This window comes from Colwellia sp. M166 (genome assembly GCF_024585285.1).
GTDB lineage: Bacteria > Pseudomonadota > Gammaproteobacteria > Enterobacterales > Alteromonadaceae > Cognaticolwellia.
This window is the reverse complement of the sequence record NZ_CP040755.1, coordinates 3,217,954-3,244,520: the sequence shown is the minus strand read 5'-3', so window position 1 is coordinate 3,244,520 and position 26,567 is coordinate 3,217,954. Positions and strand designations below refer to the sequence as shown.

20 protein-coding genes are annotated in these 26,567 nt (G+C 38.8%); 10 read left to right on the top strand and 10 right to left on the bottom strand.

Features of this window, described 5'->3' with window-relative positions; translation table 11 throughout:
- Positions 1-285 precede the first annotated feature (285 nt).
- Positions 286-2,778: an EAL domain-containing protein gene (locus tag FGD67_RS14665; RefSeq protein ID WP_257171863.1), complete on the top strand. Its 2,493-nt coding sequence runs from the start codon at positions 286-288 to the stop codon at positions 2,776-2,778.
- A 523-nt stretch (positions 2,779-3,301) separates the two neighbouring features.
- On the opposite strand, the gene groL is transcribed toward FGD67_RS14665, so the two are convergent.
- The 3 genes from groL to FGD67_RS14650 all read right to left on the bottom strand — a co-directional run bounded on the left by groL (position 3,302) and on the right by FGD67_RS14650 (position 5,934).
- Positions 3,302-4,954 carry a chaperonin GroEL gene (groL, locus tag FGD67_RS14660; protein WP_257171862.1) on the bottom strand — a complete coding sequence of 551 codons (1,653 nt, stop codon included), beginning with the start codon at positions 4,952-4,954 and terminating at the stop codon, positions 3,302-3,304.
- A gap of 73 nt (positions 4,955-5,027) precedes the next feature.
- Entirely contained in the window at positions 5,028-5,318 is a 291-nt protein-coding gene (locus tag FGD67_RS14655) for a co-chaperone GroES (protein WP_077287781.1), read from the bottom strand.
- Between the two features lie 106 nt (positions 5,319-5,424).
- A complete protein-coding gene (locus FGD67_RS14650) occupies positions 5,425-5,934 on the bottom strand; it encodes an FxsA family protein (RefSeq protein ID WP_257171861.1) in 510 nt (169 codons plus the stop codon).
- Positions 5,935-6,456: 522 nt separating this feature from the next.
- Here FGD67_RS14650 and FGD67_RS14645 point away from each other — a divergent pair.
- Positions 6,457-8,301 carry a protein-disulfide reductase DsbD gene (locus FGD67_RS14645; RefSeq protein ID WP_257171860.1) on the top strand — a complete coding sequence of 615 codons (1,845 nt, stop codon included), beginning with the start codon at positions 6,457-6,459 and terminating at the stop codon, positions 8,299-8,301.
- Between the two features lie 220 nt (positions 8,302-8,521).
- On the opposite strand, the gene FGD67_RS14640 is transcribed toward FGD67_RS14645, so the two are convergent.
- From FGD67_RS14640 to FGD67_RS14630, 3 genes are read right to left on the bottom strand one after another with little or no spacing between them, the layout of a single operon-like run.
- Positions 8,522-10,969, bottom strand: a complete 2,448-nt coding sequence (locus FGD67_RS14640) for an EAL domain-containing protein (protein ID WP_257171859.1) — start codon at positions 10,967-10,969, stop codon at positions 8,522-8,524.
- Positions 10,969-12,198: a hypothetical protein gene (locus FGD67_RS14635; protein ID WP_257171858.1), complete on the bottom strand. Its 1,230-nt coding sequence runs from the start codon at positions 12,196-12,198 to the stop codon at positions 10,969-10,971. Before FGD67_RS14635 ends, FGD67_RS14640 begins: the two co-directional genes overlap by 1 nt.
- Positions 12,170-12,619 (bottom strand): substrate-binding domain-containing protein, encoded by a 450-nt coding sequence (locus FGD67_RS14630; RefSeq protein WP_257171857.1) that lies wholly within the window; start codon positions 12,617-12,619, stop codon positions 12,170-12,172. The genes FGD67_RS14635 and FGD67_RS14630 overlap by 29 nt, the downstream gene beginning before the upstream one ends.
- 284 nt (positions 12,620-12,903) lie before the next feature.
- Between FGD67_RS14630 and aroQ the strand changes: the two genes are divergently transcribed.
- The 4 genes from aroQ to FGD67_RS14610 all read left to right on the top strand — a co-directional run bounded on the left by aroQ (position 12,904) and on the right by FGD67_RS14610 (position 15,552).
- Positions 12,904-13,356 (top strand): type II 3-dehydroquinate dehydratase, encoded by a 453-nt coding sequence (aroQ, locus tag FGD67_RS14625; RefSeq protein ID WP_257171856.1) that lies wholly within the window; start codon positions 12,904-12,906, stop codon positions 13,354-13,356.
- Positions 13,357-13,432: 76 nt separating this feature from the next.
- Positions 13,433-13,882, top strand: coding sequence for an acetyl-CoA carboxylase biotin carboxyl carrier protein (accB, locus tag FGD67_RS14620; protein ID WP_257171855.1), 450 nt, complete (start codon positions 13,433-13,435; stop codon positions 13,880-13,882).
- A gap of 23 nt (positions 13,883-13,905) precedes the next feature.
- Positions 13,906-15,252, top strand: a complete 1,347-nt coding sequence (gene accC, locus FGD67_RS14615) for an acetyl-CoA carboxylase biotin carboxylase subunit (RefSeq protein WP_257171854.1) — start codon at positions 13,906-13,908, stop codon at positions 15,250-15,252.
- Positions 15,253-15,378: 126 nt separating this feature from the next.
- On the top strand, positions 15,379-15,552 hold the full coding sequence (locus FGD67_RS14610) for an oxidoreductase-like domain-containing protein (RefSeq protein WP_257171853.1): 174 nt from the start codon (positions 15,379-15,381) through the stop codon (positions 15,550-15,552).
- Here FGD67_RS14610 and elbB read toward each other — a convergent pair.
- From elbB to FGD67_RS14595, 3 genes are read right to left on the bottom strand one after another with little or no spacing between them, the layout of a single operon-like run.
- Positions 15,549-16,205 (bottom strand): isoprenoid biosynthesis glyoxalase ElbB, encoded by a 657-nt coding sequence (gene elbB / locus FGD67_RS14605; RefSeq protein ID WP_257171852.1) that lies wholly within the window; start codon positions 16,203-16,205, stop codon positions 15,549-15,551. The two genes, FGD67_RS14610 and elbB, sit on opposite strands and share 4 nt — an antisense overlap.
- Positions 16,202-17,398, bottom strand: a complete 1,197-nt coding sequence (locus tag FGD67_RS14600; protein WP_257171851.1) for a multidrug effflux MFS transporter — start codon at positions 17,396-17,398, stop codon at positions 16,202-16,204. The genes elbB and FGD67_RS14600 overlap by 4 nt, the downstream gene beginning before the upstream one ends.
- The gene (locus tag FGD67_RS14595) at positions 17,395-18,861 is read right to left on the bottom strand and encodes a PLP-dependent aminotransferase family protein (protein WP_257171850.1); all 1,467 of its coding nucleotides are present in this window, start codon (positions 18,859-18,861) and stop codon (positions 17,395-17,397) included. Before FGD67_RS14595 ends, FGD67_RS14600 begins: the two co-directional genes overlap by 4 nt.
- Positions 18,862-19,048: 187 nt before the next feature.
- On the opposite strand from FGD67_RS14595, the gene FGD67_RS14590 reads away from it, so the two are divergent.
- Positions 19,049-20,014 (top strand): DMT family transporter, encoded by a 966-nt coding sequence (locus FGD67_RS14590; protein WP_257171849.1) that lies wholly within the window; start codon positions 19,049-19,051, stop codon positions 20,012-20,014.
- A 194-nt stretch (positions 20,015-20,208) separates the two neighbouring features.
- Here FGD67_RS14590 and FGD67_RS14585 read toward each other — a convergent pair whose 3' ends face one another.
- A complete protein-coding gene (locus FGD67_RS14585) occupies positions 20,209-22,644 on the bottom strand; it encodes a zinc-dependent metalloprotease (protein WP_257171848.1) in 2,436 nt (811 codons plus the stop codon).
- A 229-nt stretch (positions 22,645-22,873) separates the two neighbouring features.
- Between FGD67_RS14585 and FGD67_RS14580 the strand changes: the two genes are divergently transcribed.
- From FGD67_RS14580 to FGD67_RS14570, 3 genes are all read left to right on the top strand, one after another.
- On the top strand, positions 22,874-23,842 hold the full coding sequence (locus tag FGD67_RS14580) for a class 1 fructose-bisphosphatase (RefSeq protein WP_257171847.1): 969 nt from the start codon (positions 22,874-22,876) through the stop codon (positions 23,840-23,842).
- A gap of 300 nt (positions 23,843-24,142) precedes the next feature.
- The gene (locus tag FGD67_RS14575; protein ID WP_257171846.1) at positions 24,143-25,681 is read left to right on the top strand and encodes a PAS domain-containing methyl-accepting chemotaxis protein; all 1,539 of its coding nucleotides are present in this window, start codon (positions 24,143-24,145) and stop codon (positions 25,679-25,681) included.
- A 259-nt stretch (positions 25,682-25,940) separates the two neighbouring features.
- A complete protein-coding gene (locus FGD67_RS14570; RefSeq protein ID WP_257171845.1) occupies positions 25,941-26,483 on the top strand; it encodes a GbsR/MarR family transcriptional regulator in 543 nt (180 codons plus the stop codon).
- The last annotated feature ends 84 nt before the right edge of the window (positions 26,484-26,567 follow it).

Genomic DNA, 26,567 nt, shown 5'->3' with positions numbered 1-26,567 from the left:
TTCCTAGCATAGCAAGCAAATATTTAACCTCTGACAAAATAGAGGAACTAGCGCAAGGTTACTGTTACCTGAGTCAGAGTATTAGCAAATGCTTATTTACATTGCCTTAACCTCTGCCATGTTGCCCATGGCATTTTTCGAAATATTCATCAACTACTCGTGCATGCAAATTAACTTTTACTTGATATATATCTATATGATGCATCGAATTAATGCTATAAAGCTCATTTAGTTATTCAGCCTAACTTGAGTTTTTGTATGATTTCAAATAGTAAAAAAAACATAATGGCAAAAGATTTAGTACAAAAAAATTTATTGTCGTGTTCAAAAATGACCACTATTTATCAAGCGGCAATGAAAATAAGAGAAAAAAACACCAGTTCTATTCTTATTGAAGATAATGAAAAAGTAATAGGTATTTGGACCGAAGCAGATAGTAAAAAATTAAATTTCAGCGATATAAATTATTATGATTCGCCTATTTATAAGTTTATGAGCGCACCAGTTATAACTATAAATGAACAAATGCCTTTGCAAGAAATTATCATGACATTTCATCGCCATCGAGTACGTCATTTATTAGTGGTCAATTCAGAAAAGCTAACTCTGGGCATTGTCAGTCAAAGTGACGTGATTAAAAAACAGGGAGTTGAACATTATCTTCGCTTGCGAAAAATTAAAGACAATTATAATCCCAAAGTACCTATCATATTAGGCAACCTTCCGATAAGTGCTGTTGCCAATGCTATGTCTGAATATAATTGCACATCAGCGCTTATTCGTCATCATCAAACAAATGAGTTTGGCATTATCACAGAACGAGATTTATTAAGACTTGTCGCCGATAAATACAATAATAGTGATGCGTGGTCCTCTTCGGTATACCCGCTAATTACGATCAACGAAGAAGACACGCTCTATCAAGCTTATCTATGCCTTCAAGAACATAAAATTCGACATTTAGTTGTCGAAAACTCGCAAAAAGAAGTTGCCGGAGTGCTCTCGTTACAACACATTTTGTCTGATCTTGAAATTGCATACTTTCAAAAATTGGAAAGTGTTTTAGTTGAACGAGATAATGCACTGGAACAATCTAAAAGAAACTTAGTGTTTGCAGAAAAAATTATTGAGTCATCCCTTGACAGTATAATGGTAACTAATGGCAAAAGTATTATCTTGTCAGTAAACGCCGCTTTTACTCGCTTGACAGGCTATACACAAGAAGACGTTATTGGTAAATCATCAAATATTTTAAGCTCAGGCAAGCATGACAAGGCGTTTTACCAGAAAATGTGGCAGAGCCTTTTAGAAGATAAAACATGGCAAGGCGAAATTTGGAACAAAAAAAAATGTGGTACTCTCTACCCTGAATGGTTAACCATAGTGCAAATTAATGACGGTAATACTCCAGAGCCACTTTATGCTGCAATTTTTAGTGATATTACGCAGAGAAAACTTGCAGAAAAAAGAATTCATGCGCTTGCTTTTTATGATGAACTGACCGGCTTACCCAATCGACGACTTTTTAATGATAGGTTTGAAATTGCATTATCAACCGCCCATAGGAATCAGCAATTAGTTGCTGTGCTATTTTTGGATCTCGACCGATTTAAACAGATTAATGATAGTTTAGGGCATAACATTGGTGATGAAATATTAATCGCTACAGCGAAGCGAATACAAAGTAGTATTAAAGAAGGTGATACCGTTTCTCGATTTGGCGGCGATGAGTTTGTTATTTTATTGACAGAAATGACATCTTTAAAAGATATTGTTGGTGTTATCGAGCGGATAACGAATGTATTAAATGAACCTCATCAACTCGATACACTTGAACTTCAGATCACTTCCTCTATTGGTGCATCTGTTTATCCTGAAGATGGTCTCGACTCTGATGCTTTACTCAAACATGCAGATACAGCCATGTATAAAGCCAAAGATGAAGGAAGAAATTCATATCAACTGTATTCTCCTGAAATGAATACCATTTCAATGGAACGTTTAATTACCCAAAATTTTCTGCGCAGCGCATTGAAAAAAAATGAATTTGAACTGTATTACCAGCTTCAGGTAAATAGTGTTACTCAAAAAGTGGTCGGAATTGAAGCCTTATTACGTTGGAATCATCCCGATCTTGGCCGCGTCTCCCCTGCTCACTTTATACCTATGGCAGAAGAATTAGGATTAATAGTTGAAATTGATAAATGGGTTTTAACACAAGCCTGCCAACAAAGAAAAATATGGCAACAACAGAATTTTGACTGTGGACGTATTGCTATCAATATTTCGTCTCAACACTTTAAACACAACTTAATTGACTCTATTGATTTAGCACTACAAAAAAGCGGCTTATCACCAGCTTTACTTGAAATAGAAGTCACCGAAAATTGTTTTATTGAAAACATCAAACATGCAAGTTCAACATTGCAAAAAATTCGACAATTAGGTATTAAAAACTCAATTGATGATTTTGGCACAGGTTTTTCATCTTTAAGCTATTTAACTCAATTACCCTTTGATACCTTAAAAATTGATGCAAGCTTCATCTCGAAGCTACCCAATGATCTCAAACAATGCCAAATCATTAAATCCATTATTGCCATGGCCAAAGGCTTAGATTTAACTTTAGTCGGGGAAGGAGTAGAAACAGCTGAACAAGCTAATTTTTTAAAGGTTAACGGCTGCGATGTTATACAAGGATATTTGTATTCAATACCAGAAAATGCTGAAGCCGTTACTGAACGCCTCACAGAGCGACAATTAATTTCATCAAATTAGCTATTATAGATGCCTAGAGGGTGTCATTAATTTTCTGACTTAACTAAGGCTATAGCATGCGCTATGGCCACAAACTAAAAATCTAAAAACAAAAATCTGTAGATGCAGATTTTTTTATTTAAAGCGTTAAGTAGCTAATGCTATTTATGCGCCGAGTAAATGGTTTAACTCACAGATTTTTTGTTCCTGACATAATATCAGTACCTACATCCGTGTAGGCAAGGCGTTTTATTGCATTAAACCTATCCAAACTCATTCAAAACGCTATTAAAAGTACTTCTCAACGCTATAACTGGCAACGACTTTTCCGGCGTTAAATTGTGCTCATCGTTTATTTGCATTGTTTGTGCCGAAAACAAAAAACCTGCCGAAGCAGGTTTTTATTTTAAAGCGTTAAGTAGCTAATGCTATTTATGCGCCGAGTAAATTGTTTAATTCAAGGCGCTTTCATTACGACGTTTAGTGTTTCTTAAACGAGTGATGAAGCAACGAAGAAGTTAGTTAGCAATTTAATCAGCATAAACTACATCATGCCGCCCATACCACCCATGCCACCCATGCCGCCCATATCAGGCATAGCACCACCAGCATCTTTCACTGGTGCGTCGGTGATCATCGCTTCTGTTGTTAGCATTAAGCCAGCAACTGAGGCAGCAAATTGTAATGCGCTACGGGTTACTTTAGTTGGGTCAAGGATACCCATTTCTAACATATCGCCGTAAGTGCTGTTAGCTGCATTGTAACCGTAGTTACCTGTACCGCCAGTACGTACTTCGTTCAACACGACTGAGGCTTCGTCACCTGAGTTAGTTGCGATTTGACGTAGAGGAGCTGACATAGCACGAATAGCAACGTTAATACCGTGAGTTTGGTCTTCGTTGATGCCTTCTAAGTCTTTAATTGCATCAGCAGCACGTACTAGTGCAACACCACCACCGGCAACAACACCTTCTTCTACTGCTGCGCGAGTTGCATGTAATGCATCTTCAACGCGTGCTTTTTTCTCTTTCATTTCCATTTCTGTTGCTGCGCCAATTTTGATAACCGCAACACCGCCAGCTAATTTAGCTAGACGTTCTTGTAACTTTTCTTTGTCGTAGTCTGAAGAAGAGTCTTCAATTTGACCGCGAATTTGTGCAACACGCGCTTTAATTTCAGCTTCTTCACCAATACCATCGATAATCGTTGTATTGTCTTTAGAGATTACTACACGCTTAGCTTGACCTAGGTCTTCTAAAGTAGTTTTTTCAAGCTCCATGCCGATTTCTTCAGAAATAACAGTCGCTTTAGTTAATGTCGCGATGTCTTGTAACATTGCTTTGCGACGGTCGCCAAAACCTGGTGCTTTAACAGCAGCAACTTTTACGATACCACGCATGTTGTTAACGACTAGTGTTGCAAGCGCTTCGCCTTCAACATCTTCAGCAATAATAAGTAGTGGCTTACCTGCTTTAGCAACACCTTCCAATGTTGTCAGTAATTCACGGATATTAGATATTTTTTTGTCAACTAATAAGATAAATGGGTTTTCTAATTCAACACTACCGCTTTCTTGGTTGTTGATGAAGTAAGGAGAAAGGTAACCACGGTCGAACTGCATACCTTCAACAACGTCTAGCTCATCTGTTAATGCTTGACCTTCTTCAACAGTAATAACACCTTCAGTGCCTACTTTTTCCATTGCTGTTGCAATGATTTTACCAACAGTTTCGTCAGAGTTAGCAGAGATAGTACCTACTTGCTCAATGGCTTTGTTGTCGCTACATTCTTGTGACAAACCTTTAAGTGCTTCAACTGCAGCAATAACTGCTTTGTCGATACCACGTTTAAGGTCCATTGGGTTCATGCCTGCCGCAATAGATTTTAAACCTTCGTTTACAATCGCTTGTGCTAGTACAGTTGCCGTTGTAGTACCGTCACCGGCTTCGTCATTGGCTTTAGAAGCAACTTCTTTCACCATTTGTGCGCCCATGTTTTCGAATTTGTCTTCTAATTCAATTTCTTTAGCAACACTAACACCATCTTTAGTGATCACTGGACCACCAAATGATTTGTCTAATACAACATTACGGCCTTTAGGACCTAATGTTACTTTTACCGCGTCAGCTAAAACATTTACGCCACGTAGCATTTTTGCTCGTGCGTCATTACCAAATAATACGTCTTTTGCAGCCATTTGCATGGTTCCTTATAAACTGTTCTTTGCACCGAACTTAATCAGTGCAATAAAATGAGTGGAGAGTTATTGCTTATTCAACGATGGCTAAAATGTCAGACTCTGACAAGATTAGAACTTCTTCGCCGTCAATTTTTTCAGTTTTCACGCCGTAACCTTCACTGAAGATCACTTGGTCACCAATTTTTACATCTAACGCACGTACGTCACCGTTTTCTAACATTCGGCCCTTGCCAACTGCTACGACTTCACCACGTGTTGATTTCTCAGCAGCACTACCTGTTAATACGATACCGCCAGCAGATTTTGACTCAACTTCTTTACGCTTAATGATCACACGATCGTGTAATGGACGAATACTCATTTTGTTCTCCTGAGATGTTCAATTTAATAAAAAATTAAGGATTTTAATTTTGTTGATTCAGAGATGGGGATTAAATAAAACTTCACAAGCCCATTTCAGTATTTTTTTAATCTTTACGCTCAAATTCACCGTCTAAAGTTTTGCCTTTATGTGGTGGCTGAATATGCTCTTGAAACGGACTATCCTGATGATTTGAAAAGTCATCTTGATTCTGAGCAGGGTTATGGCTGTGAAATTGAAAGCTTTGTTGGCTGGTACTGTTAGTTGTAATATGTGATTTAACACTACCAGCAATAGCATGACGAACCGCTGGAATTAATAAGCTCAAGCCAAGAAAGTCAGTAACAAAGCCTGGCGTTACTAACAATACACCGGCAACAAGTAACATAAGTCCGGTAACAATTTCATCAGAAGGCATTTGCCCTTGCGCCATTTTTGTTTGTACTGAATTTAAGGTAGCTAGCCCTTGTTGACGGACATATTTAGCCCCTAACCAGGCGGTAAAAATAACGATAGCAATGGTAGGCCAAAGCCCAAAAATAGCACCGACCTGCAGCAAAACGGAAATTTCAATAATCGGAATAATAATAAAAAATATAAATAACAGGCGAAACATAATCGCTCCTAATCATCTTTAATGAAACTAATATGGGGGTTAACGGGTCTTTTTCAAGCAAGCAAGCTTTTTAGCTACTTACTATTGGGAAATATATAACTAAAGTGAGACCTTACAGATTAAGAAGTCTTAAGGTATAACGTACACTCATACTATTTAAACAACTATAACGAACACACGTTACCTTGTGATAAGTTAAGCTTTTATTAAGGTGTTTTTGATAGGCTAGTAAGCATTACAACCGACCTATCTCGATAGTAGCGACAATAACACTCTTATGAGTGTGTAGTAGCTAAGAGATAAATTATTTGTGTTGATATTTTACCTAACATTATTTAGGTGTATCATGAACTAGCGCATGCCGTTAATGCGACGCCACATATAATTCAACACATTTAATTCAATTTATAATTGCATTAAACAAGGGTCTGATAAGACATTTTTTAAGATTATCACTTTGAACATCCAGCAAGGTGGTTATCAATATTCAAACTGGATAAATGAGTCTTTAAAATAACGGTTATGAAAAAAATTGTTGCTGTTTTTTGGTTAGTTCTTGCCAGTTTATCTTTTGCTACTACGCCTTTAGTCAATGCCCAAGAATCTATTTTTAGCTCTTCTGCATCATTATTTAGTAATGATAATGAATTTTTAAGAGTTGACGATGCTTTTATTTTTGATTTTCATCAACAAAAAAACAAATTAAAAATAAGCTTTAATATTGCTGAAGGCTATTATTTATATCGTCACCAATTTAAGTTTTCTACAAAAAATGCTGTTATCGTACCGGTAAACCTACCCGAAGGTGAGCATCATGAAGATGAGTTCTTTGGTGTTCAGCAAATATTTACCGGACAATTAGCCTTTACTGTTGATATTGAACAAGCTAATAGCGATGCCAGTATTACCGTGCGTTATCAAGGTTGTGCCTTTAAAGGTTTATGTTACCCACCAACAAAAAAGACCATAGATTTAAGTAGAGTTGATTTAACGGCGAGCCCTACTAGCAATACACAAAACGTATTAGCAGCATTAGATGCAAACAATTCACCGCAAGCTAGCAACGATACAAGTAAAATAGTTGCTGACAGCAGTGAACAACATCAATTAGCTGATATGCTCAAAGGTGACAACATCTGGTTAACACTGGTGGCATTTTTTATTGGCGGTTTGTTGTTGTCTTTCACCCCCTGTGTTTTTCCTATGTATCCCATTCTAACCGGTATTATTGTTGGTCAAGGTGATAAACTTTCAACAAGAAGAGCCTTTGCTTTATCGTTTGCTTATGTTCAAGGTATGGCGGTTACCTACACGTTACTTGGCATTGTTGTTGCTATTGCAGGCGCACAATTCCAAGCTATGTTTCAACACCCTATCGTACTTATCGCCTTAAGTATTTTATTTATTTTCCTAGCGCTTTCGATGTTCGGTATATTTAATTTAGCGCTACCAAGTAGCTGGCAAAACAAACTCAATCAGCTTAGTAGTAATCAAAAAGGCGGCTCTTATGTTGGCGTATTAGTGATGGGTGCTATTTCTGGTTTAGTGGCATCGCCATGTACTACCGCACCATTGACCGGTGCATTGTTATACATCTCGCAATCAGGTGACATATTACTTGGTGCTTCAGCATTATATGCACTAAGTTTAGGTATGGGTTTACCGTTACTCGTACTAGGTAGTTCAGGTGGTAAGTTGTTACCTAAAGCAGGTAACTGGATGAATGTTATTAAGAACATATTCGGCTTATTACTACTTGCTGTGCCGATATTCTTATTAGAGCGTTTTTTGCCTGTATTTGTTATCGACGTGCTTTGGGCTGTACTTATTTTGGCTACCGCCGGTTACTTTTATACCGTTAATCAAAACTCGGCTAAAACCTTTGGCTTTGGCTTGCGCAGTATCATCATCTTTTTAGTCTTCTTTATTGGTGCTAATAAGGCTTACCAGTTAATTTATCCAGTAACTCATGTTGCCACATCAACACAAACTGAAAGCCATGGTTTTGAGCAGGTAAAGAATCTAACAGAGATGAATCAAGCAATTGCTAAAGCTAATGCAGAAGGCAAAACGGTTATGGTCGACCTTTATGCCGACTGGTGTGTTGCATGTAAAGAATTTGAAGAATACACCTTCTTTGAAGCCAACGTGCAAAAATCACTATCAAATACCTTGCTGTTGCAAATAGATTTGACTGATACTGGCTCAGAAGACAGCCTTGAACTGATGTCTCATTTTGATATTTTTGGTTTACCGTCGATTTTATTCTTTGACAAACAAGGTAATGAATTACCACAACGCAGAGTCACAGGTTTTATGGCTGCTGATGAATTCTCAGCGCATGTAGATAAGACATTTTCACTCTAACTTTTGCCTTGTATACGTCAAGCTGACAGTCATTTAATAAAAAGCGCCAAAGGGCGCTTTTATTTTGCATATACGGCGTAAAATTAATAGTTTGTGGAGCCATTGATATAACATGTAAAGACTAAAACCATCAGTTGTTTATTTGCATTGCTATATCAATAAATCACCACGTCATTACGGTATAATTTGATTAATATCAGAAGTCTTAAGTGCATTCAGCTTAATGACTATCCGAGCTACTTAACACCTTCCAGCAACCATCAACCATTTCATGCTCAATAAAGTCGAAAATTTCAGCTTCAGGGATAGGTTTTGAAAAGTAATAACCCTGAATAAGATCACAATCATTTTCAGTTAAACTGCGCAACTGAGCTTGTGTCTCAACACCTTCAGCAGTTACGATAAGTCCTAAATTCTTCACCATTGCAATAGTTGACATAATGATTTGGAAATCGGCATGATTCTCTAACATGCCAAAAACAAAGCTCTTATCTATTTTAATGACATCAACAGGCATGCGCTTTAAGTAAGCTAATGAGGAGTAACCTGTGCCAAAATCGTCAATGGCAAAGCTAAAGCCTAATTCCCGTAATGCATCCATGGTTTCTATCGCTTTATCTATATCTTTAACCAAGGTTTGCTCGGTTAGCTCTAATTCAAAGTTTTGTGCATTAACCTTAAACTCTGCAAGCAATCGCTTTAAGTAATCTGGCAGATTAATATCAGCAAATTGTGCTGCCGATAAATTGATCGCAATAATGACATCACTTAATCCCATATCTCGCATACGACAATATAATTCAAAACAACGATGAATGACCCAATAACCTAGTGCAATCATATGCTCAGAGTTTTCTAAAATAGGAATAAAATCATCAGGAGAAACCATACCTCGCTCAGGGTGTTGCCAGCGTAATAAAGCCTCAAAACCATGAACTTTATTAGTTTTTGCCACCAACTGTGGCTGTAAACTTAAACTAAACTGTCCTTTGGCAAGCGCTTGCTTAACTTCACCCTCCATCATGACTCTCTGCGCTACACGCTGTAACATATCACCATGATAAACAAAGTACTGATCACCACCATTATCTTTTGCTTCATACATAGCAATATCGGCGTGACTGACCAATTCACTGGCTTGTATTAAACTACCGTCAGTCATGGCTATACCAATACTACTGGTGACATAAAACATGCCTGTACAAATTTTAATTGGTTGTTGAAAGCTTTTTATAATGACTTTAGCCAAATTTTCAGCATCTTCATATGAAGTATTGCTCTCTAATAAAATAACAAATTCATCACCACCAAAACGGCAAACCATATCAGCACTACCAACACTCAGGTTAATTCTATTTGCCGCCTCAATCAGTAATTTATCGCCCTCACCATGTCCGTGACTATCATTTACCTTTTTAAAGTCGTCCAAATCAAGAAACAAAATGCCAATATTACAGTTATTACGTGTACCCTTTTGTAAGTATTTACGCAGTTGATAATTCAACATATTACGATTAGGTAGCCCCGTTAATAAGTCATACATCGCAATATTTTCGAGCTCTTTGGTTTTTTGCGTTATTTCTATATTGAGTTTCTCTAGTTCATAACTCAAATCTGTCGTGGCATTAATCAATACATCTATTTCATCTGGAAATACTTTTGATTGCGCTATTCTTGTCTGGCGAAATTGAGTAAATTCTTTACGTGCTAATAAAGGTAATATATCTGAAAGTATTGATAGCTTCTTAATAGAAGGTCCCGCAACAAAATATACTAAAAAAGCCAAAACAATAAAAATGGCTAACGCTGACAATATAAACTGCATACGATGCGCTTGATATTTATCAATAAAAGAGCTGACATCATCAACTTGCGCCATATAAAAGTCTTGAGAAGCTGAGGATGCTAACGGTAATAAATTAATCAAATAACTACGCTGTTGATACTCAACCTGTAAACCGTCCATTTTAACCTTTAACAATAATTCAGACGGCTTACTCTGAGTAAAAAGCGTTTTCATTAATGGCGCAGCAGAAGAAGTGACAATTTTTGCTTGAGCTAAGGTCGACGCCTGTGCTTTATTAAAAGCGACAATCGCCACTTGGTTCTCTAGTGCTTGATTGATTGCATAGATAACATCAACAAATGATATCGCCATAGTGACAATCGCCATTTCACCTCGAGCATTCAATATCGGTATCGAGATTAACTGTTGGCACTGTTGCACACAGCTTAAATAGTCATCAGGAGAAAAGCTTGCACTCACTCGCTGCATACTTGCAAGCACCTGTTTCGATAATGGTGCAGATTGATAAATAGGCTTAAGATCACTAGAAACTAACCATAACGCTTCAACATTATGGTTGATTTGCAAAGCATCAAACTGTTGCTCTAAAGCGTTGGCAGCATGTTTGAAGTTTGACTGCTCTTTAAGTTGAATAAGATCGGTGAATGATTCTAACCAAATCCGTGCTTGTTCTCTAACAATGCGACTTTGCAGGTTAAATTGTGCATTGCCTTGTCGTAATTTAGTGCTTTGATATTGAGAAAACTCCTGATCTAATCGAGCAACCGACAATATAGAAATTGACAAGCTTAATAGCAGTAAAGCACTGACAACTAATACAAATAATTTAACTGAAACACTAACAAAACGAATCTTCATCATTAAAACCAATACATCAGTTGAATAGCCCAAACCTGCCAGTTTTCATTTGCATTAGCAACGGGGTTAGGTTGTACGATTGGCGATAGCCTAGCGCCACCTTGCATCCAATGATACTCAGCATTCAACCGAAAGTTACTGCTAAAATCATATGAAAGTCCAATCATAGTATCATTGTGAAAACCAAAATATGAGGGTATTAAACCGCCAGAATTTTCTGCCAACTGACTACCATTCTTATCATCTTTATTGGCGTAAAAACGCTCATAGCGAGCCATTAATGACAGATCATTTATTAAGTGATAACTGCCCTGCAGGTAATAGCCTTGCCCTATTTCATCGCGATGAAAGCCAGGAAAATAAAATTCACTGGTAAGAAAGCGCTCTTGAAAAAGTTCGGCACTAAATTGCCAATGCTCGCCTTCATACAAAGCATTAGCGGTATAAAACTGAAATGCAAAATCACCATCAGAAAAAATATCAGTTTCATCTCGTTGATAAGAAAAGCTAGCATCAAGTGCTGAAAGGCCAAATCGCCATTGTGAAAAAGCTGGCCGCCAATAAATACTTGCTTGAGCATCTAGAGCATGCTCTAGCGTTCCCTGTGCCGACTTACCGAGCACAACGTTAGCCTGCTCATCTGAAATGGCACTTTTTCCTCGGCTGAAGTTAAAGTCAATATCACCGAAATAATCATCACTATATTTCAACTTAACCGCAGCACCATCACCACCAACGGCAATATCTCTAAAACCATCAAAATACACCACTTGCGGAATAAGAATAGACGGCCGTGCAAAAGGAATATCACGAGTACTTGAATATAACCAATGGTTGTTTTTTACGCGACCAAAATAGAAGCTAGCTTGCCAAGCTTCATTATAAAAGGCATTCCACTCCAAAAGTAAGTAATCTACACGAAGGCCGGGATGATAACGATTCCCCCCATTAAGGTAGACTGCCTGACCTGCAATACGAAAATCATTATTAATTTGATACGAGGCGTTAATGCCCACTTCGGTTAACTCTAACGATAGACTTTCATCATCATTAATATAATTACTTTTATCTGCGTCAATGATGCCTTGAGCAACAAAGCCATGAATTTGTAATGACTCGCTTTTAACCTCTGCGGCACTGAGATTAAAAATCAAACAAAAGTTACACATAACACTGAAATAATAACAGCTTAAATGAGACGGTTTACTCAGTAACTTTAATGACATTAACATCTTTGGCCTCCGATAAATTTTCCACATAGCCAATAGCACCTTTAGTTGACTTTATCGCTTTGATAAGTTCGCTTTCACTGGCCACTTCAATAGGTGCGACACCATAACCTGAAAATGTTAGCTTGTTCCATATACGGTCAAGTTGATAAGGAAATAAACGCAACTGCTCTTTGCAAAATTTTTGATGGAGTGGACTTTTGCTCGCTAAAACATAGACCACAATAGGCGTGCCATTTTTCCAATGGGCTTGACGCATGGAATATATACGGCGCAATTCGTTAACCGACAACGATGCGGTATCGGCCGTGATATTAGAAATAATATTAATTGCATATACTGGAGAACTAAAGAGTAAAATAATAATAGCAATTTTTAATAATATGACTTTAATAATTTCATCCTTGTAATTAATAGAAGGCAAAGATTATTTAACTCCGCTTACTCCTATGATCAGTTAAACCAATGAATTAATTAAAATTCCTACAGCATTCAGTTTAGTAAATTTATTATAACTTACCTAACATTAACAGCTTTATTTTCTCCCTCAAGTGATTAGACCAGTATTTTGCTGCTATATTCTGCGAAAACACTATAATAATCGTCAAATGAGATTAATTACGACTTTTCAGTCAAATTTATTTCAAACTTATAGTTAAATATGACATGATGCAGTATTACTTAACAATTAAGGTGTTTTTGCCGAAGATGACTACAAAGTTTAACATTTTAGTTTTAAATGGTCCTAATTTAAATATGCTAGGTAAACGTGAGCCAACGATTTACGGCTCATCATCCCTAGCTGAAATTATAGCAAGCTTAACTAGCATTGCCGATAAAATGAACCTACAGCTGAGCCATAAACAATCAAACGCAGAACATATATTGATTGATGAAATTCATGCCAGCTTTGAAAAAATAGACTTTATTATTATCAACCCTGCAGCTTTTACACATACCAGTGTTGCGCTTAGAGATGCTTTATTATCGGTTAATATTCCATTTATTGAAGTTCATTTATCTAACGTCCATGCACGAGAGTCATTTAGACAACATTCATATTTATCAGATATTGCAGTAGGCGTTATCAGTGGTTTAGGCACCAGTGGTTATGAATATGCTTTAGATTTTGCAAGAGATTGGTTAACACACAACACATAGACACTTTTACTTAAGTGATGATATTCACTTAAGTTTTTTATCAATATAAATTAAATAATTATCAAAAGGTATTCACATGGATATTCGTAAAATTAAAAAATTGATTGAGCTAGTTGAAGAATCAGGCATCAACGAGTTAGAGATTTCTGAAGGCGAAGAGTCAGTACGTATCAGTCGCGGTGGCACAATTATGCAAGCGGCACCTATGATGCAAGCTACGCCTATGATGCAAGCAGCACCTGCAGCTGCTGCGCCAGTTGCCGCAACAGAAGCTGCTGCTCCGGCAATAACCGGCCATATTGTTCGTTCACCTATGGTGGGTACTTTCTACTCAGCAGGTTCACCTGATGCTCCGGCATTTGTTGAAGTGGGTCAACACGTTAACGCTGGCGATACGCTATGTATCCTAGAAGCGATGAAAATGATGAACCAAATTGAAGCCGATAAATCAGGTGTAGTCAAACAAATTTTAGCTGAAAACGAAGATGCTATTGAATTTGATCAACCGCTATTCATCATTGAATAAGCCCAACCAATAAGGGTATTTTCATGTTAGATAAAGTTGTTATCGCCAATCGCGGCGAAATTGCCTTAAGAATATTGCGCGCTTGTAAAGAGCTTGGCATTAAAACGGTTGCCGTTCACTCGACAGCCGATAAAAATCTTAAGCACGTATTATTAGCTGATGAAACCATCTGTATTGGTAAACCTTCAGCGATGGATAGTTACTTAAATATTCCTGCTATTATCACCGCAGCAGAAGTTACTGACGCAGTTGCCATTCATCCAGGCTATGGTTTTCTTGCTGAAAATGCAGATTTTGCAGAACAAGTAGAAAAGTCAGGTTTTGCCTTTATTGGCCCTAAAGCGGAAAGTATTCGTTTAATGGGTGATAAAGTGTCAGCAATTAAGGCGATGAAAGCCGCTGGCGTACCTTGCGTACCTGGTTCTGATGGTCCATTAACGGAAGATAATGTAGCTAACTTAGCGCACGGTAAACGTATTGGCTACCCAGTGATCATCAAAGCCTCTGGTGGCGGTGGCGGTCGTGGTATGCGTGTCGTTCGCAGTGAAGAAGATTTAATCGAGTCTATTCAACTAACGAAATCTGAAGCGCGTTCGACTTTCAATAATGATATGGTTTACATGGAGAAATTCCTAGAAAACCCACGTCACGTTGAAATTCAAATTATGGCTGATGGCCAAGGCGGTGCAATTCATTTAGGTGAACGTGATTGTTCAATGCAACGTCGTCACCAAAAAGTTGTTGAAGAAGCGCCAGCACCGGGTATTACACCGGAAATGCGAGCAAAAATTGGTGAGCGTTGCTGTAATGCTTGTATAAAAATTAATTATCGCGGTGCTGGCACTTTTGAATTTTTATACGAAAATGGGGAATTCTATTTCATTGAAATGAATACCCGTATTCAGGTAGAGCACCCTGTAACAGAAATGGTTACCGGTGTTGACTTGATCAAAGAGCAACTTCGCATTGCTGCTGGTCAACCTTTGTCTTATACCCAAGATGATATTAAAGTGTCTGGTCATTCAATTGAATGTCGTATAAACGCTGAAGATCCACGCACATTTATTCCTTCACCTGGAAAAATTACCCGTTTTCATTCTCCAGGTGGTTTAGGTGTACGTTGGGACTCTCATATTTATGCTGATTACTCAGTGCCTCCACACTATGATTCTATGATCGGTAAGTTGATCACTTGGGGTGATAGCCGTGATGTTGCTATTGCCCGTATGCGTAACGCATTAAGTGAATTAGTTATTGACGGTATTAAAACAAATATCGCATTACATAAAGACATTTTAAATGATCAAGGTTTTGTCAACGGTGGTGCAAATATTCATTACCTTGAGAAAAAGCTTGCTGAGTTAGACTAAACGTTAAAGCGTTACTGACTAAAAAGCTCTGCATGCAGAGCTTTTTTTATGTTCAGTGTAAACCGTATGTCGTGATATCATCAACGATAAAGCACGACTTATTATCCATGATTATGGCTAGAAACAATGACTGAATTACTAGAAAAACCTTTACCGCCCGCCGATGATGACTGCTGTGGCGGTGGTGCATGCAACCCTTGTGTTTGGGACCACTACTACGCCGAACGAAAAAAATGGCGCTTACAGCAAGTCGAATTAAAAGCAGCCGCAGAGCAAGAAACAAAAACAACCGACGATTAATTGGCCATCTTAATCACTTTTTCAACCAGCTTATTAATGCCACTTGCCGCTTCCACTAATGAAGTTGCCAGCATATAAGCCGGTGTTGAGACTAATTTTCGAGCTTCATCAACAACAATATCATCAACAGCACATGCTCTATGAGCAAGACCAATATTCGTTAAAGACTGCGCTATGGCAATATCTTGACCAATAGTCGCCTGAGCTCCCTCTCCGTAAATAAGTGGGATCATTACGGGGGCAATGCACATATAACCGGCAGGTTTGTTGGCTTTAACAAATGCTTGGCACACAGCTAGTACTTGTTCATTAACACGAATATCTTCACCATTGATGGCAAAATCAGATAAATTTTTCGCGGCACCGAAACCACCTGGCACTATTAAAGCGTCAAATTCATCAATATAAAACTCTGTTAAATCTTCCACATCGCCACGAGCAATACGAGCCGATTCAACCAAAACATTACGCTGCTCTGCTACCATAACCTCACCGGTAACATGGTTGATAACATGATGCTGATTAATATTTGGTGCAAAACAACGATACTTTGCGCCTGCTTGTTCGATAGCAAGCAGGGTTAATACCGCCTCATGTATTTCAGCACCATCATAGACCCCACAACCTGATAAAATTACTGCTATGTTTTTCACACTGCCTCCTTAGCTATATTCAGCTTATTACGTATCAATTGACAGGCCATAACAAGATAAATAGACACTGCCATTAAGAGTGCAAATGGTAAGGCACTGCCGTCATAAAATACAGCTAAAATAGGACCCGCTAATGCACCGATACCAAAGCGTAAGGTGCCATTTACTGCTGTCACGGTACCGGCATGATCAGCAAACTCTTGCAAAATCAAAGCATCAGCATTCACAGAGATCATTGATAAGCTACCCATCAAGGGCAAAATCACTATCACATGATACAGTAAAGGTAAGGCAAAAATATTTGCCAACAGCAGACTCGTTGACATAACAATTGCCAACGAAAGACCGAAATAAAGCATTTTCCTCGAGCCGACATTGACGACAAAACGGGTATTAATAAAGTGTGCGATCATCAACGCAAAAACATTCATGCCAAACAATAAACTAAACTCGAATTCAGACACCTTGAACACCATCAAATAAACAAAGGGAATCGCGGTTATGTAAGCAAAAAAAGCTAACGACACCATCATCACGCTCAATAAATCAAAGCGGGCGGCGCGATTGCTGAAAACAATTTTATAACGCTCAATCACCCGATAAGTTTTTTTCGGTTTCGGCATAGTTACGTCTGGTAAAAACGTAGCGCTGCAGATAAAAACAATAAAAGCATAACTCGCCAAAACATAAAATATCATCTGCCAGCTATGCAGCAACAATAAGCTACCGATACTTGGCGCTATCATCGGCGCCAGCATCATGATCATACTGACATAAGACAAACCTTTTGCAGTATTTTTGCCATAGAGCTGTCGAATAATACCCGGCACAACCACAGTCGCTGCGCTACTGATAAAAGCTTGGCAAAAGCGTAAGGCGATAAATTGTTCAATATTTTCGACTAATGTTAACCCTAAGGTCGTTAATAAAAAGCCCGACAAACCCATCATAATCATGGTACGACGAGAGTATTTATCAGCCATAGGGCCAAAAACTAACAGCCCCACTGCATAGCCTAATAAATAAATGCTTAAGCTGTTTTGCACCAAAGGCATTTTAGTTGAAAAGTAATTGGCTAGCTCTGGCATACCCGGAAGATACATATCAATAGCCAACGGCGATACTGCTATTATGGCAGCGAGTAACGGCAGTATTAATTTAAATGAGACCTTAACTTTTGGCTCGTTCATCATTGCGGCTTCCCTATACTGCTAGGCTCTGGGTAATCATGAACAAGCTTCCCAATAATTTGAATGGCATTATCTATTCGCTCACTCCACTGAACACCAAAACTGATCCGCATATAGTTTTTATATTTTCCTGAAGGTGAAAAAATCTCACCTGGAGCAAAATTAACCCCCAGAGCAACGGCTTGTTTAAAAAACTGACTGGTATCAACATGAGAGCGGCAACGTATCCATAGCACACTGCCACCTTGAGGTTTTGAAATACAGACTTGCTCGGGAAAATATTCAGCAATTAATGCCCGCATACGTTCACAATTATAGCGAAGGGTTTTCCTCAACACCTGCAGATGCCTGTCATATTCACCACTCATTAAATAATCACTTAAGGTCCACTGCTGTAACATTGACGTAGAGCACGACTGCGCTCTTTTGATGCGCTTAGCTTTTTCTTCAAACTTGCCCGGTAACAACCAACCAACACGATAACCTGGCGCCGCCGTTTTGGAAAAAGATGAACAGGTTAATACTAAGCCTTTTTCAGAATATAACTGCGCGGGCACTGGCCGACAGTCAGAAAAGTACAAATCGCTATAAACTTCGTCTTCGATCAGCACAATGTTCTTGTTTTCCAGTAGCCTCACCATAGCTTGTCGTTGTTTATCTGTCATCATCGAGCCAGAAGGATTGCTAATGGCAGATGAAAATAAACACGCTTTCACTGCGTGTTGCTCAATAACCTTAGCGAGTTCAGCAACGCAAACCCCTTCTTCTGTGCAGGTATAAACCTCTAGCGCTTTCATACCTAGGCTTTCAATCAGCTCAATAATGCCAAAATAACAAGGTGATTCAACCGCTATAATGTCACCGCGCTCAGCAACACACTGTAAAGCAATGGATAAAGCTTCTTGCGCGCCATTGGTGATAATAAGATCGTCGTGATTAACCAAAGCACCGCATTCTTGATAACGAAAAGCTAAATTCAAGCGCAATTTAGCATCGCCATTGACCGGTCCATAGCTTACGGCTTTTTTTGATACTCGACTCAGAACAGAACGCATTAATCGAGCGAGTGTTTTATCTGGCGGGTGTGCATTTACCGGATTAGAAATACCTAGTGCGACAGAATCAGGCATATGTACAGCTTCATATACTTGTTCGATTAAGCTACGACAAGAAATTTCAGTCGGCTGACAACCCGACCATTTTGCTCGCATGGGCAATAAAGTTCGGGCTTGTGTCGCTTTTAAGTAATAACCCGACTGAGGTCGAGCAGAAATAGTGCCTTGACGCTCAAGCTCAATATAAGCCTGCTTTACCGTTGGCACACTGATATCAAACTGTCGGCTCAACTTACGTAAACTCGGTAATTTATCACCTGGACGTATTGCACCACTGCGTTGCTGGTGCTCAACAAAATCTATCACTTGTTGATATAAAAATTCTGACGCAGATTTATCAACTAATCGCATAACTGTATAGGTTGCATTTTCATTTTTTTGTATATGTTATTAAAACAAAAAAGCCGTAAAATGTCTATTCGTTACTAACACTGCCTAATTGATATACCTCAGTATTTAGCTGGTTTAAAAGCTATTCGCTTGGTTTATCTTATTGCTCCACAAGCAACAGCTTGTAAGAGCTATTCAAGAGAACGCTATGAATAATACATTTTTATATATCATTACTGTGTTGATTTGGGGCTCGACTTGGATTGCAATTAATTACCAACTAGGTGCAGTGGCTTCAGAAGTTTCTATTGTTTATCGTTTTGGCTTAGCGGCAATAGTGCTATTTGCTTATTGCCGTCTTAAAGGTTTACCGTTATGTTTTTCATGGCGTCATCATCGACAGTTTTTCCTCTTTGGCGCCACTTTATTTAGCGTTAATTACTATTTACTTTATTCTGCACAGCAGCACATCAATTCAGCACTAACCTGCATCGCTTTTTCAATGATCATGTTTTTCAATGTTTTTAATGCTCGCATCTGGTATGGCACTAAAGTCACTCAGCAAGTTTACTTAGGAGGAACATTAGGCCTACTCGGTATTGTCACACTCTTCTGGCCACAAATTAGTGATACGCAGTTGGGTCCTGAAACGCTATTGGGCTTAGGGCTTTGCCTTACTGGTACTCTATTTGCGTCAACCGGTAATATGTTATCAATGAGAAACCAAAAGCTCAACTTGCCTCTGATGTCTGCTAATGCTTGGGGTATGGCGTATGGTGCTATTTTTATGGCTATTATTGCCATAATACGAGGCAGAACTTTTAGTTTTGATTATAGCTTTTCCTATATAAGCTCGTTACTTTATCTCGCTATTTTTGGTTCGGTTATTGCTTTTGGTAGTTATTTAACATTGCTCAATCGTATTGGCGCTCATCGCGCCTCATATGCATCAATTATGTTCCCTGCTGTCGCCGTCGTCATTTCAACGCTTGTTGAAGGTTTTTCTTGGACTATTTACACCGTGATTGGCTTATTATTCATTTTGGCAGGTAACCTTGTAGTACTGACGCGTGCTAAAAAGCCAATAACGCTAGCTAATTGTACAGAAACGCATAGCACTAAAGTCATGCCAGCAAATGTAAATCAAAGCAATTTAAAAACAGAGAGCTTATAGCGGGCTTAATTATCTCCAATTGGGCAATTTTTTGTGCGCAGTTCACTTTATCCTAAGTGCCAATTGCACAACGGCGTTGAAAACCTTCCTTTTCAGCGCCGTTTTTTCTTATGCCTTTTAGCTTCAGAAGCGGTTAGTGTTTCGTATTAATGATTTGATTTTTCAACAATACTCACTCATTAGGCGCTTTTTTCTTAATCACTGCCAATAGGCGAGCCCGGCGGTAATTTTATCTTAGATGCTGGCGTCGCTATCTTGTCATGACTCAAACTGTAATTAATTTGATTTGCTAATAGAGCAAACTGTGCACGAGAGCTTTTATATTTTTTCGTGCTGCGCTTATCCGTTAACCACTGAGATAAATCAGTTAAGGTTAAATACACCTCCGCTTTAACTTCCGTTACCAGATTTTCGCTGTGCCACAACGCTAACAAATGCTCGATTAATTGCTGATTCACCCGTTGTTGTATTAACAAGGCCGTAGATTTTTTTGGGGCCGACTGCAAAGTAGCACCAATAAGCTCGTTAAATAGCTGCCCTACCGAGGGTATGTTGTTATCCAGCATACTTTGCTGTTGCAATCTTGCTAAGCGTTCCGCATTAAGCAGCAATACCAAAGTGTGCTTGGCACTAGCTTCTGCCGCGCTAATAGGGTCAAACGTTAAACCTGTGTAACTGGTAAAGCTTTCTCTATTGCGACTGTAGCCATAAGCTTTTGGCGGAATTAGCGCCGTAACTTCCGCCGGAATCGCTAGCGTTTCCACTGACAAAGTTAACAATAAAGCCTTCAAGGCAGCATGTTGTGACTTACCTGAAAGCATTTTTTGTTGGTTAGTAAATTGTTCACTACGCAATTGATAACCGTAATCGACACCGGCGATAAGCTTAGCTGTAGCCTCAACTTGAAAACGATGGAAATTGTAAATTGGCACCAACACTTGTTCTAGTTCCGACATCGGTGTACCCACGGGAATACTGTTTAAGCCGAAGTTAGCTAAAGCGAGCTCTCTCACCTGCAATACTCGGGTTAGTTCTGCCGCAGCGTCTTTACCGTTGTCCCACAAGTGTCCTGTTGCATGCGCGCCAGATTTAGCTCGCGCATCAGGATCAGAGACATAAGCTAAACCTTGTTGCAGGGCTGAATCAACTAACTCAGATAAATACTGTGCTTCTTGCGCTTTACTGACGTCGCCATAACCATAAGCAACCACATATTTATCCCAGTCGCCAATATCTGTTGCGTAGGCATTTTCTAAGCTGATTTCATCATTTTTTATGGTGATTAACGGGTGTGGGTAATCCATCACCGATGCACGGTCGTTAACACTGGCGGCAAAGTTATGCGCAATACCTAAGGTATGCCCTACCTCATGTGCTGATAATTGACGAATACGGGCTAGTGCCATAGCTTTCATCGCACTGGTATCGGTATCTATGGTTTTAAAAGGAGAGGTTAAGCCAAGGGCAATTAAGTAATCTTGACGAACTCGTAAAGAGCCCAGCGTGACATGACCTTTAAGAATTTCTCCCGTGCGCGGGTCGATAACCGAAGCGCCATACGACCAACCACGAGTGGCACGATGTACCCACTGAATCACGTTATAACGCACATCCATCGGATCGGCATCACTTGGTAACATTTTAACTTGAAAGGCATTTTTATAACCAATAGCCGCGAATGCTTGATCCCACCAACGAGCCCCATCGAGTAACGCACTTTTTACCGGCTCAGGTACGCCAGCATCAAGATAGTAAATAATAGGTTCAACCGCTTCACTTACTTTCGCTTGTGGATTTTTTTTCATTAGGCGATGACGAGGAATATTGCGCGTTATCAGCGGCTCATCAATAGCACTGGCATAATCGGCATAAGCGTTTTGCCAAAAACCGCTATAAGGATGAAATTTCCGAGTTTGATAACCATCGTCAGGTAACTTAATTAATGAATGATGTAAATTCACCGTAACAGCAGATGCGTCTGGCACAACAGCACGTAAATGTGCACCGGCTTTGCTGCCTTTATAAGTTACTGTTGCTTCTAACTCCGTATTGTTTGGAAAGGCTTTACTGCGCTTTTGATAAACCCCACTGCGTGAGGCATCAATCTTATAGTCGCCTTGTTTAGTGCGTTGTAACTGTGCTGATAAGTTATGGATGTCTGACAATAAGAATGGTGTGTAATCAATAAGCGTTTTACTGTTATCTGGTGAGCTATTACTGACCTTAAAGCCCCAAATAATTGAGCTAGCAAAGGCTTCATCAATGGCTTGTTTTTCCAGCACACTATCAGTATTAGCACGGTAGTAGCTATTGAGTTGACGTAAAAAAACTTTGTCACCCACTCTTTCAAAACGCACTAAACGGGTATCACCCAGCTGACCACGGTCTAAACCAATATCATTAGAGCCAACACCATGCGGCAAACCACTTTGAAATAAAAACTCTTGTTCAAAGCTTTCAATTTCTAAAAATACGTTGCCGGTTTTATCATCAAGATAAAAAGAAAAGTAACCTTGATGGTGTTGCTTGTCTTGAATAAATTCAGCGTAAGTTGGCTCTGCTTGCGCCAGCGCTTGTGCTGACAATAGGCAGCAGAAAAAGAAGCCCATTACTCTAATGAAAAAATTCATTCTATATCCTTGCCGTCTGTAAAATTAAATAATGAGAAGTGCTGAAAATACTCATATTCTTGTTATAATCGATTTAAAAGTAAGCTTAAAAGTTTTTTAAGCTTACTTTATCGCTTAATTAAAGCAACTTTTGATGCCTTGATAGTAGATCATTACATTGAAAATTAAATACAATATACAATTCACTCTTGTAATTAAGAGTATGACTTTAAAGTAATTAGGTAACCCGATGCAACGACTAGCTCCCGCTTTACGTGAAGATAATGTACCATTAGATTTAATTTCATTAATAAAAACCATTTTAGCTGCCACCAAAGAAATATCTTTTCGTGTTAGCCAAGGTCACTTAGGTGACGCTATGGGATCAACCTTAGATGAGAATATCCAAGGTGAAGTGCAAAAGAAACTTGATGTTGTCGCCAACGAGTTATTTAAAGACATTTTATTAGAGTCGGGCTTTGTTAAGGCAGTATCGTCTGAAGAAGAAGACACCTCAGTTGCCGGTGACGAAAACGGCAAGTTTATTGTTTCATTTGATCCGCTAGACGGTAGTTCAAATATCGATATTAACTCGTTAATTGGCACTATTTTTTCTATTCATCAAGCGCCAACGGATATGGATGCTAGCGATCCTGATATGTTTAAGCAATCAGGTGACAAACAAGTTTGTGCCGGCTATGTACTTTATGGCCCATCAACTATGCTAGTGATGACAACCGGCAGTGGTACACACTTTTATGTGCTAGACCGCACACATGGTGGTTACTTATTAGTTGAACGTAATGTGCAAGTGCCACAAGATACGCAAGAATTTGCTGTTAATATGTCAAATCAGCGTTTTTGGCAAAAACCTATGCAAAACTACATCAACGATTTACTTGCCGGTGACACAGGTCCGCGTGGTAAAAATTTCAACATGCGTTGGATTGCCGCTATGGTGGGTGATATTCATCGTGTTTTATGTCGTGGCGGATTGTTTACTTATCCAAGCGATAATAGAAACCCAGATAAACCTTATAAATTACGCTTAATGTATGAAGCCAACCCAATGAGTTTTTTACTTGAGCAAGCTGGTGGCTTAGCCATGACAAGCGAAGGACGCATTATGGATATTGAACCAACAGATATTCATCAACGTGTTGAAGTGATCATGGGTTCAAAAAATGAAGTCGAAGCTTGCTTAGGCTATTACAAATAATACCAAGTCTATTAAGTTTGCTCACTGAATGGGAAGAAACTTAGTATAATTGGTATAATATCGGCGTTAATCCCTCCTCTCCAACATTAAAGCACTTGAAAAATTTTCAAGTGCTTTTTTTATTTTTAACTATACTGCAAACAATAAAGTGAATTGAAATCCACAAAAAAAACAAAACTAAGTGTTGAAATTAAAGGCCTTATTCGACAAAATCACAATCCGACAATAAAAAATGTGTCATATGGCACACAAAATAGAATATAGCTGCTACTAAAGCACTTTATAAAGGACGATGGGATTATGAGTCATATCACTACAATCGAACGTACCTTCACCGAACAAGAGCAACTAGTCTCTACCACCGACTTAAACGGCGACATTACTTATGCTAATGCTGAATTTTGTCAAATAGCCGGCTACAGTTTAGAGGAGCTTATCGGTCAACATCACAATATTGTCCGTCACCCTGATATGCCCAAAGCAGCATTTAAAGATCTCTGGGAAAAATTAAAGCGTGGTGAATCATGGCGAGGCATGGTTAAAAATCGTTGCAAAAATGGTGATTACTACTGGGTTGACGCTTATATAACCCCACTTTTAAAAAACGGTGAAATATCAGGTTATCAATCAGTTAGAGCATTTCCTAGTGCACAACAAAAGATACAAGCTCAAGCACTGTATGACAAGTTGAACCAGAACAAAGCGATTATTGACTTACATGCCAATATCTTCCTCAAGCGCTTTATTGCACTTATTGCTGTTGTAACAGCAATAACACTCGATTGGCTGCTTGTTGGTACTGTAACCTCAGCATTAATTTTATTAGTTTGTTTAGTTTTTATACTCGTTGTTTTTTCAGAAGAATTTATAAAGCTGCCTCACCAGCTTGCAAAAACTAAAGCAACATTTGATAGTCCATCGCGACACATATACTTAGGCAAAGGCATTCTAAATATCATCAATTACCCTACCGAGCTTTATAAAGCGAGAATTAAAACAGTACTAGGGCGGAGCAATGACTCAGGTAGAAGGTTAGCTAAGCTGGCTGATGAACTTGCCCAAACCTCAAATGAAATGTTCACTAGCATCCAAGAAGAAAATGAACATATAGGCCAATTTGCGACGGCAATCACCCAGATGAGCGCAACCATCAGCGAAGTGAGCGAAAGCACCACTTTAGCACACGATAAAGTTGAACAAGTACAAAGCGAGTGCTTACAAAATATTGTGACCATCGAAAGTAGCGAGAATAAAATTAATCAACTTGCCAGCGATGTCGAAAATGCTGCGAGAAATGCCACTGAGTTAGTTACCGATGTTGACAAAATATCAACCGTGATGAGTGAAATTCAAGGTATTGCCGATCAAACTAACCTACTAGCATTAAACGCAGCAATAGAAGCAGCAAGAGCCGGTGAACAAGGACGAGGGTTTGCTGTTGTTGCTGATGAAGTCAGGACCTTAGCAAGCCGAACCCAAAATGCTACCGAGCAAATTCAATTATCGGTCAATGAATTACAAGGCACTTTAAAAACATGGAATCAAGTTATGCTGCTCAATAAAAGCAATGCTGAAGAATGCTCGGCTGAATCAAAAACTATTAAACAAGCAATGCAAAATATTATTGAAAACATTCAAAATGTTAATGATATGACCGCGCAAATTGCTACCGCATCAGAGCAGCAAAGCGTGGTGGCCGAACAAATTACTCAAGGTATTCATAATATTGACAACATATCGCAGCGCAACACCTCATTGGCAGCAAAAGTATCAGATAAAAGTAGCGAAGTTAATAAAAATGCTGAAGCGATAGAAGAGCTTAGCACCAACTTTAGTTAATATCTCACTTTAGCACTTTTTTCTACTCCAACCTTACGACTATTATGGCTACCCAAGTAGCCATTTTTTATCCTACATGCACAATTTCCGCCTTGTTAGCCATTAGATAGCTATTCAAAGTTAAAGTCAGCAGCCAAAAGAAAAGTGATAAAAATCACTAAAACCCAGCTTTACGGCGACAAAAGCTTGACTTAGATCAAAAAAGGATTACAATTTTCACAAATTACTGAAAATTCAGAAATCTAAAAAGGCTATCAGTATGAAAATTACCGCTATGACCCAATCACTGGTATTGCACTTTGGTGAAATGGGCTCTCGTTGGGGATTAAACCGCACACTGGGGCAAATGTACGCCGTTATTGTACTTACCGAAGCGCCGCTTAATGCCGATCAAATCAGCGAAGCATTACAAATATCACGCTCTAATGTCAGTATGGGTTTGAAAGAACTGAAATCCTGGAATCTGATAAAACTGCATCACATTCCAGGTGACAGAAAAGAGTATTTTTCAGCGCCAAGCGATATTTGGGAAATAGCTCGTACATTAGTCGTTGAACGCAGAAAGCGTGAGCTTGATCCAACTTTATCGACATTACGTGATGCCTTAATGGAGCAGCCTAGCAATGAGTCAGATAAATATACTCAAATGCGCGTTAAGCAAATGCATGATCTAATGGAGATGGTCACGCTATGGTCTAACGAAATGCAAGGCATGTCATCAGAAAAGCTATCAGCTTTACTCAAACTGGGTGAAGGCATTAGCAAAATTTTAGATGTAAAAGACAAATTATTATTGAGGTAATGGTAATAATCACTATTTCACAGCGCTCAATTAAAACAATTTAAACAACACAACCGAACCAATCTGGTTACATTATTTACCTTA

Coding starts and splice junctions, on each gene's coding strand:
- FGD67_RS14665 (WP_257171863.1), top strand. CDS start 286: ATGGCAAAAGATTTAGTACAAAAAAATTTATTGTCGTGTTCAAAAATG.
- groL (WP_257171862.1), bottom strand. CDS start 4,954: ATGGCTGCAAAAGACGTATTATTTGGTAATGACGCACGAGCAAAAATG.
- FGD67_RS14655 (WP_077287781.1), bottom strand. CDS start 5,318: ATGAGTATTCGTCCATTACACGATCGTGTGATCATTAAGCGTAAAGAA.
- FGD67_RS14650 (WP_257171861.1), bottom strand. CDS start 5,934: ATGTTTCGCCTGTTATTTATATTTTTTATTATTATTCCGATTATTGAA.
- FGD67_RS14645 (WP_257171860.1), top strand. CDS start 6,457: ATGAAAAAAATTGTTGCTGTTTTTTGGTTAGTTCTTGCCAGTTTATCT.
- FGD67_RS14640 (WP_257171859.1), bottom strand. CDS start 10,969: ATGATGAAGATTCGTTTTGTTAGTGTTTCAGTTAAATTATTTGTATTA.
- FGD67_RS14635 (WP_257171858.1), bottom strand. CDS start 12,198: ATGTTAATGTCATTAAAGTTACTGAGTAAACCGTCTCATTTAAGCTGT.
- aroQ (WP_257171856.1), top strand. CDS start 12,904: ATGACTACAAAGTTTAACATTTTAGTTTTAAATGGTCCTAATTTAAAT.
- accB (WP_257171855.1), top strand. CDS start 13,433: ATGGATATTCGTAAAATTAAAAAATTGATTGAGCTAGTTGAAGAATCA.
- accC (WP_257171854.1), top strand. CDS start 13,906: ATGTTAGATAAAGTTGTTATCGCCAATCGCGGCGAAATTGCCTTAAGA.
- FGD67_RS14610 (WP_257171853.1), top strand. CDS start 15,379: ATGACTGAATTACTAGAAAAACCTTTACCGCCCGCCGATGATGACTGC.
- FGD67_RS14600 (WP_257171851.1), bottom strand. CDS start 17,398: ATGATGAACGAGCCAAAAGTTAAGGTCTCATTTAAATTAATACTGCCG.
- FGD67_RS14595 (WP_257171850.1), bottom strand. CDS start 18,861: ATGCGATTAGTTGATAAATCTGCGTCAGAATTTTTATATCAACAAGTG.
- FGD67_RS14590 (WP_257171849.1), top strand. CDS start 19,049: ATGAATAATACATTTTTATATATCATTACTGTGTTGATTTGGGGCTCG.
- FGD67_RS14585 (WP_257171848.1), bottom strand. CDS start 22,644: ATGAATTTTTTCATTAGAGTAATGGGCTTCTTTTTCTGCTGCCTATTG.
- FGD67_RS14580 (WP_257171847.1), top strand. CDS start 22,874: ATGCAACGACTAGCTCCCGCTTTACGTGAAGATAATGTACCATTAGAT.
- FGD67_RS14575 (WP_257171846.1), top strand. CDS start 24,143: ATGAGTCATATCACTACAATCGAACGTACCTTCACCGAACAAGAGCAA.
- FGD67_RS14570 (WP_257171845.1), top strand. CDS start 25,941: ATGAAAATTACCGCTATGACCCAATCACTGGTATTGCACTTTGGTGAA.